Origin of the sequence: uncultured Bifidobacterium sp., assembly GCF_959020145.1 — a bacterium.
Taxonomy (GTDB): domain Bacteria; phylum Actinomycetota; class Actinomycetes; order Actinomycetales; family Bifidobacteriaceae; genus Bifidobacterium.
In genome coordinates this window covers 176,557-194,174 of record NZ_CAUEQY010000001.1, presented here as the reverse complement: position 1 = coordinate 194,174, position 17,618 = coordinate 176,557, and the positions used below count along the sequence as shown (strand labels likewise).

Below are 17,618 nucleotides of genomic sequence, written 5' to 3'. Positions count from 1 at the left end.
GACAGGGCACCAAGAAAGACAAAGAGTTCAATTTTGGTGGATGTGTTTCATGCCGCTGCATGAATGAGTTCAATTCCGTGAAAAGACTCCATGTGGGGGGGGGGGGCGGTCAAAGCAGATTGTTCTCAACCCATTGGGCCACGCCGTCATCGTTGTTCGAAGGGCAGATCTCATCGGCGATTTTCAACACGTCAGGATTCGCGTTGGCCACGGCCACTCCCCTGCCGGATTCACGAAGCATGGCGATGTCCACCAAATCGTCGCCGAATGAGACGGTCCGTGACAACGGCGTCGACATGCGATCGGCGAGGATGCTCAATGCATGCTCCTTATTGGCCTGCGGATTCATCAGCATCCACAGCGAGCCTTCGGAGATATGCACGTCGAAATCGTCGGGGATGAGCCGTCCCACACGCTTCCACTGCTCCTCGTTCGGGAACAGGATCAGCTTGTCCGCGGTGCCGTCCGGAACGTCATCGAAATCCGTGTATCGCCAGGTCTGCGTCTTCCAGTATTTCGTGACGTCGAAATTCGTGTACCTGACATCATCCATGACGATGCCCACTTCCATGTCAGGCAGTTCCTCCAGCAGGTACTTGCAGACCTCGCAGGCCCTTTTCGAAGAGAATCCGATCTTCTGCAGATGTCCGTCCTTCGGCAGTGTCGGTGAGGTGAGCATATCGTAATCGGACGAGACGGGGTTGAAATCCAACAGCGCCCCGTTGAGATAGGCGACGGCGTCAACCGGAAGCTTCTGCACGAACGAGTAGCCGGTGCTGACCGGTCGCGCGGTCTCCACCACGAATTTGATGCCGGCGTCGTGCATGCGGTTGATGCTGTCAATGGATCGTTGCGTCAGGAAACGGTCCTCGAAAGTCTTTCCGTCGTGCAGCAGTGTGCCGTCCAGATCGGCGACGACCATGGTCACGTCATCATATGTGTTGTTTGTCGAAGTCATTTGAATCCTTTGCGGGAGCAATCTAGCCGGAGACAAGTTTGGCCCATGACCGTGAAGCCGGTCATGGGCCAAACCAAATTACGTCAATCAGATGAGGTTGAATTTCGTCATCAGACCGAGGGCGATGATGATGGCCACCCACAGCAATGCGATGATGACGGTCCAACGGTTCAGGTTCTTTTCCGCGACACCGGAGGAACCCGCATTCTGGGTGAGTCCGCCGCCGAACATGTCGGACAAACCGCCGCCCTTACCCTTGTGCATAAGGATAAGCAAGGTGAGCAAGAGGCTGAGGATGACAAGAAGAATCTGCAGCACAAGCTTGACAGTAGCCATAGCGGACACGGGTGAACCTCCAGTTCGTAAACACTGTTTCTGATAATAGCGCATGGTGTTGAAAAAATCGAGCGTCCAACCATGCTTTTTAAAAGTTTTCAGGCGGTTGTTTCCAATGTCAGCTTGCAGATGCGTGTGAGTTCATCGACCTTCAACGCGGAGCCGCCGATCAGGAAGCCGTCCACATCCGGCTCGTTGATCAGTTCCACCGCGTTTTTCGAGGACACCGAACCGCCGTACAGGATTCGCACCGTTTCGCCGACCCGTGTTCCGAACGTATCGGACAGGTCGTTTCGGATCGCCCTGGCCGCGTCCTGTGCCGACTGAGGCGTAGCCACCATGCCGGTGCCGATCGCCCATACCGGCTCGTACGCCACAATCAGCTTCGCGGCCTCCTCATCGGACAGGTCCCGCGTCACGTCGTGCACCTGGCCGACCGCGAAATCGAGCTCTATGCCTTTGCGCCGTTCCTCGTAGCTTTCTCCGACGCAAAGTATCGGCTGCATGCCGGCAGCAAGCACGGCCCTCACCTGGTCGACGATGTTCGCGTCGTCTTCGGGATGGTATTTGCGTCGTTCCGAATGGCCGACGATCACGTACGAGCAGCCGAGATGGGCGATCATATCGGCGGAGACGTCGCCGGTGAACGCTCCCTGCGAGGTGACTGAGACGGCTTGGGCCCCGTAGCGGATTTTCAGATTGTCCGATTCGACGGCGACCTGCACGCTGCGGAGTGAGGTGAATGACGGCATCAATGCGATTTCGCAACGTTTGTAGTCGAAATGGATGGACCGAAGATTCCATGCAAGCTGCTGTACGAAATACGTCGCTTCAAGATGATCGAAATTCATCTTCCAGTTTCCGGCCACCAAAGGAATCCGTTTCGGCCCCATAATATTCGTCGTCTCCCGTCCGTGCTCGTCAAAGCGAAAGGTCGTTCTTGTGACATTGTATGCGAAATACGCAAAAGGTGCTCCCCCACCCACTGATGAGGAAGCACCCCTTCATGATTCTGAGATCAGTCGAGCACCTTCAGGCCCGGCAGTTCCTTGCCCTCGAGGAACTCGAGGGAGGCGCCGCCACCGGTGGAGATGTGCGAGAAGCCATCCTCCGGGAAGCCGAGGTTGCGCACTGCGGAAGCGGAATCGCCACCACCGACGATGGTGAATGCGCCGGCAGCAGTGGCATCGACGAGAGCCTGGGCCACGGCCTTGGTGCCTTCAGCGAAGGTCGGGACCTCGAACACGCCCATCGGGCCGTTCCACACGACGGTCTTGGAATCGACGATCTTGTCGTGGAAGAGCTTCTGGGATTCCGGACCGATGTCCAGACCCATCTTGTCGGCCGGAATGGCGTCGGCGGCCACGACTTCCGGAGCGATGTCCTCATCGGACTTCGGGAAGACCGGGTTGATGACGACATCGGTCGGCAGCACGAGTTCGACGCCGTTCTTCTCGGCGCGCTCCATGTAGCCCTTGACGGTTTCGATCTGGTCCTCTTCCAGCAGGGAGGTGCCGACCTCGTAGCCCTTGGCCTTGAGGAAGGTGTAGGCCATGCCACCGCCGATGACCAGACGGTTGGCCTTGTCCAGCAGGTTGTCGATCACGCCGAGCTTGTCGGAGACCTTGGAGCCGCCGAGCACGACGGTCAGCGGACGCTCCGGGTTCACGGTGGCGCGGGACAGTGCCTTGACTTCCTTCTCGACCAGCAGGCCAGCGGCGGCCGGCAGATCGGCGGCGACGTCGTAGTTGGAGCCCTGGGCGCGGTGCACGACGCCGAAGCCGTCGGACACGAAGACTTCGCCGAGGGCGGCGATCTTCTTGGCGTATGTGGCGCGCTCTTCCGGATCCTTGCTGGTTTCCTCCGGGTTGAAACGCACGTTCTGCAGCAGCACGACGTCGCCATCGTTCATAGCGGCGACCTTGGCCTGGGCGTCCTCACCATAGGTGTCGGCAGCCAGCGGAACGGTGATGCCGAGCAGCTCGCCGAGACGGGCGGCGACCGGAGCCAGGGACAGTTCCGGAACGACCTTGCCCTTCGGACGGCCGAGGTGGGCCATCAGAATGACCTTAGCGCCCTGCTCGCGCAGAGCCTTGATGGTAGGCAGGGCGGCCTTGATGCGACCATCATCGGTGATCGTGGTGCCGTCCAGCGGAACGTTGAAATCGGCGCGAACCAGAACGCGCTTGCCCTTGAGATCTCCAAGATCCTTGAGTGTCTTCATGTATATCCTTTCCTAGCCGCTTGTAAGCGTGGAATGGCCATATTGCCACTTACGCATAATACAAGCCCAAACGAACAAAAAACACCATACGACGGAAAAGTCGCATGGTGTTTTGTTTCCGGAAACGAAAATCAGGCCGCTTGACGGCGTGCCTTCTCCGTTTTCTCAGCCAATTGCAGCAGTCGACGGATACGTCCGGCGATCGCGTCCTTGGTGATTGGCGGGTCGGCGAGACGGCCCAGCTGCTCAAGGGACGCGTCGGCATGGTCGAGTCGGAGCTGGCCGGCGGATTTAAGATTGTCCGGAACGTCGTCGCCGAGGATTTCAAAGGCCTGGCGGACCTTATCGCAGGCTTCCGCGGCGGCCTTGGCGCTACGGCGCATGTTGGCGTCATCGAAGTTCGCCAGACGGTTCGCCTTGCCTCGGGCCTCTCCGTCGGAACGCTTTCCGGTCCATTCGCGGGCGGAATGAGGGGCGCCCATGAGGATGAGCATGCGTTCGATGGCATCGGGGTCGCGCAACGTCACACGTTCGGAGCTGCGCAGCTTACGCGGCTTGGCGGTGATGCCGAGACGACGCGCGGTGGAGACCAGCGCCAGCGCGGCCTCATGATTCGGACATACGATTTCGAGATAGCTGGCCTTGCCCGGGTCGGACAGGTGTCCGCCTGCGAGGAACGCGCCACGCCAGGCGGCCTTGATCTGGGCGATCTTGCCGTTGATGATGTCGCCCGGCAGACCCAGCACCATGTTTTTGGTGTAACGGCTGTACAGGCCGGTCTGCAGCACCAGAGCCGCGCTGCCCTTGGGGACGCGGACTATGAAGCGCTGCACCACGCCGGTCGGCGTCTGCCTGGAAACGGGGGTAAGCGTGGCTTCGTGGCCGTACAGATTTCTGATGGTGTCCTGCAGCCATATGGCCGCGTCTTGGGAATCAAGCTGCGCCTGCACGAGAATGTGGTGATCCACCGAGTGCAAACCATTGCCGAATCGAATCATCGCAGTCGCCTGTGCCTTTTTGGCGATGGGCAACTCGTTGTCGATTGCGGCCAGCTCGCTTTTGACGTCATCCAGAAGAGCCAAGAGCCAACCTCCTACTTTCCTGTTCTTCCCTATAATTTCAGGCGAGTCGCGGACTCGACCCGCACTGCTACCGGCTTACTGTGATACCGAATAACTTGGACAAAGCCGGCAGCTTTTCTTTGTATTTGGATACTGTCTTCTCACAATGCGGTCATCAATCGGCCGAACGCTTGTCCAGTTCGCGGGCCGATACGGAGACCGTGAGACCACGCGCACGCAGGCGCTTGGCCAAGGCCTCGCTCATGGCCACGGAACGGTGCTGGCCGCCGGTGCATCCGAACGCGATGGTCACATAGTGCTTGTCTTCCTGCGCATAACCTTCGATGGCGATGGCGATGGCTTTCTCGTAGGCGTCAAGGAACTCCTCCGCGCCCTCGCTGGAGAGCACGTAGTCGCTGACCGGTTTGTCCTTGCCCGTCAGCGAACGAAGCTCCGGCACCCAGAACGGGTTGGGAAGGAACCGGACGTCCGCCACGAAATCGGCGTCTATCGGAATGCCGTATTTGAATCCGAAACTGAAGATATGCACGGAAACCGTGGTCGGTCCGGAACCAAGCAGACCCTCGTACAGTTTCGTGGACAGCTGATGGATGCTCAATGCCGAGGTGTCGATGACGATGTCGGCGTGCTCTTTGAGGTTCTTCAGCAGGTCGCGTTCCTCAAGGATGCCGTCGATCAGACGATTGCCCTGCTGCAGCGGATGGGGCCTGCGCACGGATTCGTAGCGCTTGATGAGCACCTCGTTGCTGGCGTCGAGGAACAGGATGCGGGTCTTCACCCCAAGATCGTCCAGATGGCTCAGCACGGCGGACAGGTCGTCGAAATAGTCACGTGACCTCACGTCGATGACCGCGGCGAGTTTGTGGATGTTCGAACCGGAGCTGGTCATCATGTCCACCAGCGGGACAAGCAGTTTCGGCGGCATGTTGTCGACCACATACCAGCCCATGTCCTCGATGCTGTTGGCCGCGTGGGACCGGCCCGCGCCGCTCATGCCGGTGATGAGCAGCACTTCGAAGCCTGCGGCCGGAGAAGGCGCGCTCGTATGCCTGCCTGGTTGGTTGACGGCGTTGTTCTTTTCGTTCATCACAGGGCCTCCTTAAGCGCGGAGCGCATGGCATGCTCCAATGCTTCGACTTTCTGATGGCTGGTGGGCTCGGTCGGCGGATCGTTGTCCCATATGCCGGTCATCAGCCAGACTTGAATCATGGCTTGGTACAGCAGCATCTCCTCGCCGCCGATGGCGGTGCCGCCGCATGACCTCCAGGCCTGCATGAGCTTGGTCGGGCGGGGATCATAGACCACGTCGAGTAGCGTGCCGTTCGTGACTATGCCGGCTGAGGCAAACGCCTCGGCGATCGGATCGGCGGCAAGGCCGGGGATGGTGTTGATGACGACGTCCGCATGGGACAGCAGATTCGCCGCATGGTCCATGGCGACGATGCTTATGGAGCCGACGCCCATATGGCTTTCCGCCAATGGTTCAAGCGCCTCGTTCTTATCGGGATGGCGTGCCACGACGGTGACATGTCCAATGTGGGGCATCTCGGTGCAGGCCGCCAAAGCCGAGGTGGCGGTGTTGCCATTGCCGATGATCACCGCCTCGCCGTCTTGTCCAGAATCCATCCGCATGCCACGTGCCCGATACGAGTGCTCGAAGGCGAGCTCAATTCCCTTCACATCCGTGTTGTAGAGCCTGATCGCAGGGATGGCGGCGTTCTTATCGTTCGCGCCAGACCAGTCGAAGACGGCGGTGTTGGCCACCTTCAGCTCTTTCGCCCACGCGTTGCATGGCACGCCATATGGCTGGATGGTCTTCTTCAACGGCATGGTCAGGCTCAGTCCCGCCCAGCTGGAATCAAGCGACTCCAAAAAATCCTCAAGCTCCGTCTCGCCGACCTCGTGCCTGCCATACGACCAGCTGTCAAGTCCTAGAGCTCGATAGGCCGCATTATGCAATACAGGGGAAAGCGAATGCGCGATGGGTTTGCCAAGGACCGCGCACCGATGGTCCACCTCGGTCATGTTCCCTCCCTTACTCTCACCATTCATCATGCTAGCAACGCAGAAGCGATTGCTCGTTACAGATTCTATTTCTTTTCATCTTTCGGACTGTTTCCATCCGATTTCACTGTTCGGAGGGCATCCTCCGCCTTCGAAGCAATGTCAACGGACGAATGCAATGCCTGGTAAATGTTCTCGGCCTTGGCATGGCCGATGCCTTTGACCTGTTCGAAATCCTCCACGCTCGCCTCACGCATGGCGCGTACGGAGCCGAAATGGTTGAGAAGCCGTTTCTGATAGGCTTCGCCGATGCCGGGAATGTCGTCCAAAGCGGAACGCAAAGCTCCTTTGCGTCTGGTCTGACGATGGTAGGTGATGGCGAAACGATGCGATTCGTCACGCACCCGCTGCAGCAGATACATGCCTTCGGATTGTCGCTTGAGGATGATCGGATAGTCGTCATCCGGCACCCAAACCTCCTCAAGACGCTTCGCCAATCCGCAGACGGCCACATCGTCCACGCCGCAGTCGGCAAGCGCCTTGGCCGCCGCCATCACCTGCGGTTTGCCGCCATCGACCACGACCAGATTCGGCTTATAGGCGAAATGGCGACGGTTGGTGTTCTGCTGCACGGCATCCGTTTCAGGACCATTCGTGCCATCCGACCTATCATTTTGCGTGGCCATCCGACGCTCGTTGTCCATGCTTTCCCCGGAATCGCCGGCGATGTTGCCATGGCGGAAACGACGGGTCAACGTCTCATACAATGCGCTCAAATCATCCAACGCGCCCTGCCCGTCCGCACCTCGGATGGCGAAACGGCGGTACTCCGACTTTTTCGCGATCGCGTCTTCGAACACCACCATGGACGCTACCTGGAATGCGCCGCCGACTGTGTTGGAAATGTCGTAGCATTCAATGCGCAACGGCGCCTGTTCAAGCCCAAGAGCCTTCGCCACATCGTTCATCGCATCGGAACGTGCGCCCATATCGCTGATACGGCTCATCTTGCTGCGTGCCAACGCCTGCTTGGCATTGTCGTTGGCACGGTCCATAAGCTGTTTCTTGTCGCCTCTGCTGGCTACACGGATGGTGACGGCCGCTCCACGCAATCCGCTTAGCCATTGCTCAAGCCCTGCGCTGCGCGACGGTTCGATTGGAACGATCACCTCACGGGGAACAGGCGCGATTGGAGCCAGCAGGTCGGCACGTCCCGTCTGTTCCTGACGTTCGTTGCGTTCCTTCGTGGCCTGCGCACGGGCGATAGCATCCGTTGCGGTCACGGTCTGTGTCGAACCGATCGCATTGCGCTGCTCGGTCACGACGGTCGAATCGGAGACGGCCGCGCTCTCCCCCGTGGTTTCCGAATATACCTGAGTGATCAGATCGGCGATCAACTCCGCGTCGCTCACATCTTCGACTCGCTCCACACTCCAGTTACGTTCGCCGCGAATTGATCCGGACCGCACGAAGAACGCGTGCACGCTGGCTTCAAGCTCGTCGGACGCGATGCCGAACACGTCGGCGTCGACATCCGAATCGAACACGACGGCGTTCTGCTGGACCACGGTCCCGAGCATTTGGATCTGATCGCGCAGCCGGGCCGCCTTCTCGAATTCCAGTTCGGCGCTCGCCTGCTTCATGTCGCGGGTCAGTTGGGCGATATACGATTTGCCGATTCGGCCGGTCATCACGCCGACAAGCTGCTCGCACATCCTGCGATGCTCGTCAGCGCCGATACGGTTCACGCATGGAGCGGAGCATTTGCCGATCGATGCCAACAGACATGGACGGCCCGTCAACTGCGCCTTGTGGAACACGCTCTTCGAGCATGTGCGCACGGGAAACGTCTTCAGCAACGCGTCGAGGCTGTGCCGAAGATCCCATACCTTGGCGTACGGGCCGAAATATCTGGTATCGCGACGTTTGCGGCTGCGAGTCACCCATACGCGTGGGATGCGTTCGCCTGATGAGATGGCCAGATACGGGTAGGTCTTGTCATCGCGGAACACCACGTTGAATCGTGGGTCGAACTCCTTGATCCACGTGTATTCGAGTGTGAGCGACTCCAGTTCCGTACCCACTACCGTCCATTCGAGGCTGCGAGCCGTCAACACCATGGTCTGGGTGCGTGGATGCAGCTGGTAGAGCGGCTGGAAGTAGTTCGTCAGCCGGTTGCGCAGGTTCTTGGCCTTGCCAACGTAGATGACGCGCCCCTCGCCGTCACGCCACTTGTATACGCCCGGCTGCGCGGGAATGTCGGAGGTTTTCGGACGGAACAGGTCGCGAGTATCCCCCAACAGGGGCGCGCCGTTCTTGTTCACTCCCCTGCCGTCGGATTGGGTGCCGGCGTCCGATACTGCGGTTTCCCGTAACGCATCCGCCGTTTTGCGCCACACGTCCGGACTGTGTCGTTCGAAATCAGTCACAGCATATCCCTAAGGAACTTGCCCGTCCACGACTGTTCGCATTGCGCGACCTGCTCCGGCGTGCCTTCGGTGACGATGGTGCCGCCGCCGTCACCGCCTTCCGGCCCCAGATCGATGATCCAATCCGCGGATTTGACCACGTCGAGATTGTGCTCGATGACGATGACGGCGTTGCCCTTGTCCACCAATCCCTGCAATACGAGCAGCAGTTTGCGCACGTCCTCGAAATGCAGGCCGGTGGTCGGCTCGTCGAGGATGTACACGGTTTTGCCGGTGGAACGCCGTTGGAGTTCCGTCGCGAGTTTCACGCGCTGCGATTCGCCGCCGGACAGCGTCGGCGCCGGCTGGCCGAGCCGGATATAGCCGAGACCGACCTGCACCAGGGTGTCCAGGTAACGCGAGATGGACGGGTACGCCTTGAAGAACTGCGCGGCCTCCTCGATGGGCATGTTCAGCACGTCGGCGACCGATTTGCCGTTGTACTTCACTTCGAGAGTCTCGCGATTGTAGCGCTGGCCGTGGCATTCCTCGCAGTCCACGTACACGTCCGGCAGGAAGTTCATTTCGATTTTCAATGTGCCGTCGCCGTGGCATGCCTCGCAGCGGCCTCCCTTGACGTTGAACGAGAACCGTCCGGGACCATAGCCGCGCACCTGCGCTTCGGGCGTCTTGGCGAACAGCGTGCGGATTTTGTCCCATACTCCCGTATAGGTGGCGGGATTGGAACGCGGAGTGCGGCCGATCGGATTCTGGTCGACGTGGATCACCTTGTCGCACTGGTCCACGCCTTCCACGCGCGTGTGCTTGCCGGGCACGATGCGCGCGCCGTTCAGCTTGTCCGCAAGCACCGGATAAAGGATCTGGTTGACCAGCGTGGATTTGCCGGAACCGGACACGCCCGTCACGCAGGTGAACACGCCCAGCGGGAAATTGACGTTCAGGTTCTTGAGGTTGTTCTCGCGGGCTCCGACCACGCGCAGCTGCTTGGTCTTATGCGTCTTGCGGCGTGCGGCGGGCACTTCGATCTTCCGTCGGCCGGCGATGTAGTCGCCGGTGATGGAGCGTGGCGCTTCGGTGATTTTTCTGGCGGGGCCGGAATACACGACCTCGCCGCCATGTTCGCCGGCGCCCGGACCGATGTCGATGACCCAGTCCGCGTTTCTGATGGTGTCCTCGTCATGTTCGACGACGATCAGCGTGTTGCCGAGGTCGCGCAAATGATGCAATGTGCCGATCAGCCGTTCGTTGTCACGCTGATGCAGGCCGATGGATGGTTCGTCCAGCACATACATGACGCCCACCAGGCCGGAGCCGATCTGGGTGGCCAGTCGGATGCGCTGCGCCTCGCCGCCCGACAGGGTCTTCGCCGCACGCGACAACGTCAGATAGTTCAGGCCGACATCGTTGAGGAAGCCGAGTCGTGCGCGGATCTCCTTGACGACTTCGCCGGCTATCTGCGCGGCCGAGCCTTCGAGTTCTAGGCCGTTGATCCATGCGAGGCTCCGTTCGGCGGACATGTCGCACACGTCCGCGATGGACTCGTCGCCCACGGTGACGGCAAGCACTTCCGGACGCAGACGCCGCCCATGGCACGCCTGGCATGGCACCTCGCGCATGTACGACTCGTAATACTGCTTCATCTGGTCGGAATCGGTCTCGTCATGCCGGCGCATCAACGTGCGCACCACGCCTTCGAAACCGGTGGAATACTCGCGCATGCGACCCCAACGGTTGCGGTACGAGACCTGCACCTTGAAATCACGGCCATACATGATGGCGTCGCGCGCGTCCTTGGGCAGATCCTTCCAAGGCGTGTCCAGGTCGAAGCCCATCTCATCGCCGAGTCCCTCAAGCACATGGCGGTAGTATTCGCCGGTGCCTTTGGTCATGCCCCACGGTTCGATGGCGTTCTCGTTCAGCGTCTTGTCCGGATCGGGAATGACCAGTTCGGGGTCGATTTCCAGCTTGTATCCGATACCCGTGCATTCAGGGCAGGCGCCATACGGCGCGTTGAAGGAGAAGGTGCGCGGTTCGATCTCGTCGAGTTCCAGCTGATGGCCGTTCGGGCAGGCGCGTTTCTCGGAGAACGGCTTGCGACGGTCCGGATCCTTCTCGTCCAAATCGACGAAATCGGCGACGACCACGCCTTTGGAAAGCTTCAACGCCGTTTCGATGGAATCGGTCAGACGCTGGCGGATACCGTCCTTGACCACCAGACGATCCACCACCACTTCGATGGTGTGCTTCTTCTGCTTGGCGAGCTTGATGTCATCGGACAATTGCCGCATCTCACCGTCGATCAGCGCACGTGCGTAACCATCGCCACGCAGCAGTTCGAGCAGATCCTCGAATTCGCCCTTGCGGCCGCGCACGACCGGCGCGAGAATCTGGAAACGCGTGCGTTCCGGATACTTCAGCAACGTGTCCACCATCTGCTGCGGTGTTTGCGCGCTTACCAGGGCGCCGCATTCCGGACAATGCGGAATGCCGGTGCGGGCGAACAGCAGTCGCAGATAATCATAGATCTCGGTGATTGTGCCGACCGTCGAACGCGGATTGCGGTTCGTGGTCTTCTGGTCGATCGAAACCGCGGGGCTCAGCCCCTCGATGAAGTCGACGTCCGGCTTGTCCATCTGCCCCAGAAACTGGCGCGCGTACGCCGACAGCGATTCGACATACCTGCGCTGGCCCTCGGCGAACAGCGTATCGAACGCCAACGAGGATTTGCCCGAACCCGACAGGCCGGTGAACACCACCATGCGGTTGCGAGGAAACTCCAAGTCCACGTTCTTGAGATTGTGCTCGCGAGCGCCTTGGATGGTGATTTTGAGGTCGTTGGGTAGGTGGGTGAGGTCTGCTATGAGTGAGTCGCCTGTTGTTTTCATGGGGGCTTTTTTGATTTCGCGTGTGAGGAATGCGTCGCTGGTGAGTACGCGTTCGACCACGACTTCGTTGTGTGTCGTGTTGTTGCGTTTGGTTGTCATGGTGTTCTTCCGCTTGGTGTTGCCTGTTCTGTTGTATAGGATAGCGTATTTTTGTTGTGGTTTCGAACAGGTGTTCTATTTGGTGTTGTTTGGTATGTCGTTGCCGGGTATGTCGATTGGCCAGTGGTGTTGGTCGTGCAGGATGGTTGTGGCGTCGCGTATGGGGATGCGTTCCTGTTCGATGCGTAGGTATTGGATGTCTGTTCCTGTGCAGAGTGTTTCGTAGAGTTTGCGTTCTTCGGTGGTGAGTCCGGGTGTGGGTTGTGGGGTTTGTGTGGTGAGGGGTTTGTTTTTGGCGTCGAGTTGGGTGCCGTATTGTTCGTATGTCCGGTATGCGGTGGTGTCCATCAGTATGGATGTGCATGGGATGCCGGTGGCGCGTAGTTTGGAGAGGATGTCGAGTCCGTTGGCGTCCATGTCGCCCCAGTAGATGATGTTGGGGATGGTGGTGAGCCATGGCAGGAGTGTTGTGATGTGTGATGTTGCGGCGTATCCGTTGCCGAGGATGCAGATGGCGTGTTCGACGGTGGGCATGGCCTGGTAGGTGTCTTTGTTTTCGATGATGATGGCGTGTTCGATGTCGGTTGGCTGGTTGCGGACCCATGGTTGGGTGACGATGAGGTCGGGTTGGTCGTGGTGTTCGGCGTCCATGAGGCGTAGTCGGAGTTCGTTCGGGCGTTCCTGGAAGGTGAGGTTGTCTTGTCCGGTGAGCTGGCATATCGCTTTGCGGCGTTGGGAGTTGGGTGTGCCGAGCCATTTGGCGCTGAATCCTGGGATGGGCGCCATGCGTGGGGTCATGGTGTGGCAGTCGTGGTTTGCGAAGTAGTGGGCGGCTTGGATGACGAGGTGGAAGTCGGTGTCGTCGTGGTCTTTGAGGGTTTTGGCGACGTTCATGGCGTTCGCCGGTTCGAGGCCGAATTCTTTGGCGAGCGCGCTCATGCGGTCGTGTTCGCGTAGGTAGCGTTCGCGGGTTTGTTTGGTGGCGATGCGGAGGGCGGTGTCGAGGTCGGGTATGGTCACGGAGTCGATGAGCGGGCTTTTTTGTTGGATGAGTCCGCTGGAGACGATTTTGGTTTTCTCGCTGGTTTCGCAGTGGTGTTGCCGCGCCCAGTCGCGGATGGTTTCGTTTTGGGCGCGGATTTGGTTGTAGTGCTGCTCCAGTTCGGCTTGTTTGGGCAGTCGGATGGTTTTGCGCAGCGGCCAGGATTCGTCGGTGTCGTACATGTGCCTGGTGAGGTGGGCGTCGACGTATTCGTCGAGTTTCCGGCGGATGTCCGTTTCGCCTGTGGTGTCTCTGGCCGCTGCCATATTATGCCTCCGTCGCGGGTTGCGTCTGCTCGACGGTGGCGTCTTGTGTTTCGGCTTGCGTTGCCGGCTCGCGGTCGAGCTCCTGCAGGTACGAGTTGCCGGTTGCGGGATCCTTGTATGCCACGTACGCTTTGTCTGCGATGCTGAGGATCTCGGCGGTTTTGCTTTCCGGCGCGGATACGATGATCTGGAAGCCGAGGCGCGGCAGCACGGTCAGGGCGCGTTTCGTGTAGCGTCCGTCGGCTTTGATGAGGGCTTCGTCCAGGAACAGCGTGGTGTAGGTGGGCTTGCCGGTCAGGTCGCCGCCGAGCAGGTAGATCAGGGCCGCGCCGTAGACGAACGAGGTGAGTTCCTGCAACGCGCCGCCGGACTTGCCGCCGGTGGAGCTGATGCGTTCGTCGGGCAGATCGTTATGGTGCACGATCGCGTAGAACGAGCTGCGCACGCGTGGATCGAGGTTGCGCGCACCGTATTCCTTGATGCCGTTCGTGTCGCGGATCTGGCCGAGTTCCGCCTGGAGCCTGCCGATGAACGTTTCGCAGCCTGCGAACGCCTTGCGCGTCTCCATGGGATTGCTGCGCGCGTTGCGTGTCCAATCGTCGAGCTTCGACATGATGCGGCCCAACGAGGATTTGAACTGCCGGTCGATCGGGTGGAAGTCCACGTGGAGCGAGAGCCTGCCGCCGCGGGGGCCGAACTGTTGGCCTTTGAGCATGCCGTTGATGCGGTCGAGCTGCTCCCTGACGTTCTCCTCGTCGGTGTTGAACGCGCGGTTGAGCTGTTGGAAGCTCATATACAGCTTTTCGACGCTGTTCGCATACTCCTCGTCGGTCGCGGCGCGGGTGACGAGCATGTTGAGGTTCTTGAGCTCGTCAAGGAAATACGGATAGTCCTCCACGCTCGCCATGACGGTGTCGCCCTCCGTGGAATGGTGCTTCAGATAGTCGCCCATGGCGCGTTCCGTGTCGGCGCGCAATTGGACGGCACGCTCGTCGATCTGCTGGAGTCTCGCACGCACGGTGTTGCCGATTCTGCGCAGCACGCGCATGTCGAACGGCGCCGTCCCCTCGCGGTCGAAACCGCCGGCGATGCGTTGCGGCCGTTCCTGCGGACGCGACGTGTCGAAACAGGTCTCATACGTGTCGGCCAGCAGATTCGACACCATGTCGGGCAATGCGGCATCGTCGAAATCGGAGTCGCCATGCATGTCGAGCCATGCCTGTTCGGCCTGGACGGCATGCTGCGCGTTTTCCAATTCCGCTTCGGCACGGTACCTGTTCTTGGCCTCGTCGTCCTTCTGCCGTAGCAGCTGTTTCAACTCGTCCTGCAATTGTGCCAGTTCCGGATCGCTTTCGATCCGTTCGATCTGCAGACGGATCCGTTCCGCCTTCGTCTCGAGCCCGTCCACGTCGATCTTGCCCCATGGCAGATCCGCGACGGTCAATGCGAGCTCATGCTCGTCCTGCAGCAGAGTCATGGCGTTGGCCATCTGCCTGCCGCGGCGGTCGGCGTCCTCCAACGCCCGTTCCGCCCCGTCAAGCTGGCGTTCCAATTCGGCCAGATACCGTTCGTTCACGAAGCCGATGACCTGACGCAGGCCTTTGACGCCATGGAAGCCACGGTCGCCGGATTTGATCTGCCCGTCGACCTGCACCTGCCGTTCGGCCCGGTCCATGTCGTCGATCGCCTCCACGCAACGCGCGTCGAACCGTTGCGACGCGGTCTGCTCCTTCAACCATCCGACGAATGGCGAATCCTCCTTGTACCGCAGCTTCGACGACATCCACCCCTCGTTGCAGGCCGAATCGTATTGCGCGTCGGTATCGACGAAACGCCAGGCACGCCGCGTCATACGCGTCGGATCGATCGCGCTGACCTTCGCGGCGAACCCCTGCTCATGCCGCTTGTCCACGAGAATGGTCTGCGCGATGGGCGCGTACGTGACGTCCATCGCCAGACGCCATTGCTCGTCCCCCTCGTCCACGTCCATCAGTTCGGCCACGTACGGCAGTTCCGTCTCGTCCAAGCCCGTCGCCCGTGCGATGAGCGTGCGCGCATGGTCCATGTCGTCGCTGATGCGCGTCCTGTGTTCGATCTTGCGCCGGTAATCCTGCCTCAACAGGTCGCGTTCGCCCTGCCGGGCGTGACGTTCCACCACTATCCGCTGGTATTCGGATCGCGCGTCTTCCAAACGCTTGTCGTACGTGTCGAGCGACAAGGCGAGCGCGGCGCGTTTGGCGTTCCATGTCTGCTCGTCGGCGGGGAGTCTGCCTTCGACGCGTTCGAACCGTTCGGCGATGGCGTGCCGTTGTCTGCGCGCCTCGTCGGCGTCCTGGCGTGCGCGTTCGAAGTCCTTGCCGAGTTGCTGCAGGCTGCCGCCGTCGATGCCGTTCATGCGTTCTTTGACGGCTTCGATTTGCGTGTCGAGTTCGTCGATGCGCTGCTGAGACCGGTCGATGGCGTCCTGGGATTCCTTGGCTTTGCGTTGCGCCGATGGCAGTCCGGCGCGTACTTCGCTGGCCATGCGCGACCATGTCCATGCGGCGAGCGTCGTCTCGCCTTGCTCGCGGTCGGGGTCGATGGGCGTGTATTCGCGGCGTTCGCTGGCTTGTTTGGCGTATTCGCCGTAGCGGGCTTGTATGTCCTGCAGGATGGCGACGCGTTCCATTTTGTCTTCCATGCTGTGGAAGTTCTCACTGAACCGGTTGTAGTCGTCGACGGTTTCGCGGGCGAGCCGGATGGATTCGGGCACGTCGAGCACGCCCTGTTTGAAGATGTCGTCGAGTTTGGAGGGCGCGTCGGCGGATTGGATCTTGTGCAGGAGCCTGCATGCTTCGGCGCTTAGGCCCATGTCCTGCCAGATGGAGGCGTGGAACGCCTGCGCGTTGACGTGCGTCGTGCATCCTGGGTAGGTCTGTTCCATCAGTCCTCGCGTGAATGACGTGTCGCGGTGCCGGTCCATGAGGCGCGGGTCGATGGTCTGGTTCCAGGTGACGTATTGGCGGCGCAGTCCGTCCGGCCCGTCGCCTGCGGTCAGGTAGAGGAATTTTGCGCAGGACAACAGTCCTCCGTCGCTGCGGTTCGCGTATGTGTCGACGATCGCGCCCCAGATGTTCTGCGGGGTGCCGTCCGCGTCCCTGCCGCGCAGGAAGATCGGGGTCTCACCGTTTTCGCCGTCGCTGATGCCGATCATGCCGCGCAGGTACGTGTAGTCGTTGCGTTCCGAACGTCCCGAATTCGACGCCTTATTGTAGGGGGTGCCGGATGGGTAGAGCAGCGAGATCTGCGCGTCGACGAGCGTGGATTTGCCCGATTCGCTCGCGCCGGCGAGCAGGGTCACCGGCATCGCATCGTCCATGGACGGGCGGAACACGTGGTAGCCGCCGTAGGAGCCCCAGTTGACGATCTGCCGGCTTTGCAGCATCCAACGGTCGGAAACGATTTTCATGCCGTCTTCCATCAGTGTTCCCCTCCATCAAAAGCGTCATCGGCCGAATCGAAATCGAACGCGTCCTGCTCGACGCCGGACGAAACCGTCCCGGTCGAATCGGAAGTATCGCCACCATCCGCGCCGATGGACGAATCGTCATAACCATCGCCATCCGCGTCTTTCATACCATCGCCGTCCGTATCATCGGAGCCGAGCCACCGGTCGGCGAGCTTCTGGTCGAGCACCATCGGCACCAATGGCGTGAGCACGTACATGTTCTCGTCCCCCGTTTCCGCGAGATACCCGTAGGTGCGCATGCGCGAGATGACGGACGTGATCTTCTTCGCCGTGCCCTCCTCGTCGTTGCTGGCCGTGAGGAAGCCCGCTCCCGTGGCGAGCAGCGCGCGGATGTCGTCGAAGCTGATGAGCCAGTCGCCCGGCTTCGTCTTCTGGTTCTCGTACTCCAGCACCTTGATGCGCAGGGCCGCGAGCGTGGCGGCCTCCTCGCGGGTGAGGCTCACACGCGTCTTCAACGAGCGGATGTTCGTCTCCGCGTCCGTGACCGGCGACGCGTACATGATCCGGTATTTCGTGTTGTCGACCAGTCTGAGCATGTCGTTGTTCAACGACCGTTCCACGGCCTCACGGTACTGGCACGCCCTGTCGTACAGGCTGCCGCCGATGTAGCGTTCGCGTTTCAGCGCGATCGCGGCCATACGCGCCTCAAGAGGCATGTCTCCCGTATCCCCGTCGAACAATGCCGGCCTGTCCCTCGTCATATCCGGCCCTTCGGACGGCATGCCGGATTCCGGGCCTGTCTCCTCTTCGATGCCGATGCCAGTGTCGAATCCGTCGGTGTTGTC

General features: G+C 60.4%; 12 protein-coding genes. All 12 read right to left on the bottom strand.

The window, feature by feature from the left end; genetic code table 11:
* Positions 1 to 109 precede the first annotated feature (109 nt).
* The 12 genes from Q5H33_RS00945 to Q5H33_RS00890 all read right to left on the bottom strand — a co-directional run bounded on the left by Q5H33_RS00945 (position 110) and on the right by Q5H33_RS00890 (position 17,555).
* Positions 110 to 958 (bottom strand): HAD family hydrolase, encoded by an 849-nt coding sequence (locus Q5H33_RS00945; RefSeq protein WP_195262075.1) that lies wholly within the window; start codon positions 956 to 958, stop codon positions 110 to 112.
* A gap of 87 nt (positions 959 to 1,045) precedes the next feature.
* Complete coding sequence (secG, locus tag Q5H33_RS00940) at positions 1,046 to 1,294, bottom strand: preprotein translocase subunit SecG (RefSeq protein WP_003809205.1); 249 nt, start codon at positions 1,292 to 1,294, stop codon at positions 1,046 to 1,048.
* A gap of 98 nt (positions 1,295 to 1,392) precedes the next feature.
* The gene (gene tpiA, locus Q5H33_RS00935) at positions 1,393 to 2,187 is read right to left on the bottom strand and encodes a triose-phosphate isomerase (protein ID WP_151905600.1); all 795 of its coding nucleotides are present in this window, start codon (positions 2,185 to 2,187) and stop codon (positions 1,393 to 1,395) included.
* Positions 2,188 to 2,312: 125 nt separating this feature from the next.
* Positions 2,313 to 3,518, bottom strand: coding sequence for a phosphoglycerate kinase (gene pgk / locus Q5H33_RS00930; protein ID WP_085346227.1), 1,206 nt, complete (start codon positions 3,516 to 3,518; stop codon positions 2,313 to 2,315).
* Positions 3,519 to 3,649: 131 nt separating this feature from the next.
* Positions 3,650 to 4,600, bottom strand: coding sequence for a DNA-binding protein WhiA (gene whiA, locus Q5H33_RS00925; RefSeq protein WP_003809200.1), 951 nt, complete (start codon positions 4,598 to 4,600; stop codon positions 3,650 to 3,652).
* 154 nt (positions 4,601 to 4,754) lie between these two features.
* On the bottom strand, positions 4,755 to 5,687 hold the full coding sequence (gene rapZ, locus Q5H33_RS00920) for an RNase adapter RapZ (protein WP_156567838.1): 933 nt from the start codon (positions 5,685 to 5,687) through the stop codon (positions 4,755 to 4,757).
* Entirely contained in the window at positions 5,687 to 6,625 is a 939-nt protein-coding gene (locus Q5H33_RS00915) for a shikimate dehydrogenase (protein WP_021913444.1), read from the bottom strand. The genes rapZ and Q5H33_RS00915 overlap by 1 nt, the downstream gene beginning before the upstream one ends.
* Before the next feature lie 65 nt (positions 6,626 to 6,690).
* Entirely contained in the window at positions 6,691 to 9,033 is a 2,343-nt protein-coding gene (uvrC, locus tag Q5H33_RS00910) for an excinuclease ABC subunit UvrC (RefSeq protein WP_156567839.1), read from the bottom strand.
* Positions 9,030 to 12,017, bottom strand: a complete 2,988-nt coding sequence (gene uvrA, locus Q5H33_RS00905) for an excinuclease ABC subunit UvrA (protein WP_021913446.1) — start codon at positions 12,015 to 12,017, stop codon at positions 9,030 to 9,032. The genes uvrC and uvrA overlap by 4 nt, the downstream gene beginning before the upstream one ends.
* Before the next feature lie 75 nt (positions 12,018 to 12,092).
* Positions 12,093 to 13,325 carry a DUF3322 and DUF2220 domain-containing protein gene (locus tag Q5H33_RS00900; RefSeq protein WP_021913447.1) on the bottom strand — a complete coding sequence of 411 codons (1,233 nt, stop codon included), beginning with the start codon at positions 13,323 to 13,325 and terminating at the stop codon, positions 12,093 to 12,095.
* A gap of 1 nt (position 13,326) precedes the next feature.
* Positions 13,327 to 16,785: an ATP-binding protein gene (locus tag Q5H33_RS00895; protein ID WP_117801149.1), complete on the bottom strand. Its 3,459-nt coding sequence runs from the start codon at positions 16,783 to 16,785 to the stop codon at positions 13,327 to 13,329.
* Positions 16,785 to 17,555, bottom strand: coding sequence for a DUF4194 domain-containing protein (locus Q5H33_RS00890; protein ID WP_229089121.1), 771 nt, complete (start codon positions 17,553 to 17,555; stop codon positions 16,785 to 16,787). Before Q5H33_RS00890 ends, Q5H33_RS00895 begins: the two co-directional genes overlap by 1 nt.
* Between the last annotated feature and the right edge of the window lie 63 nt (positions 17,556 to 17,618).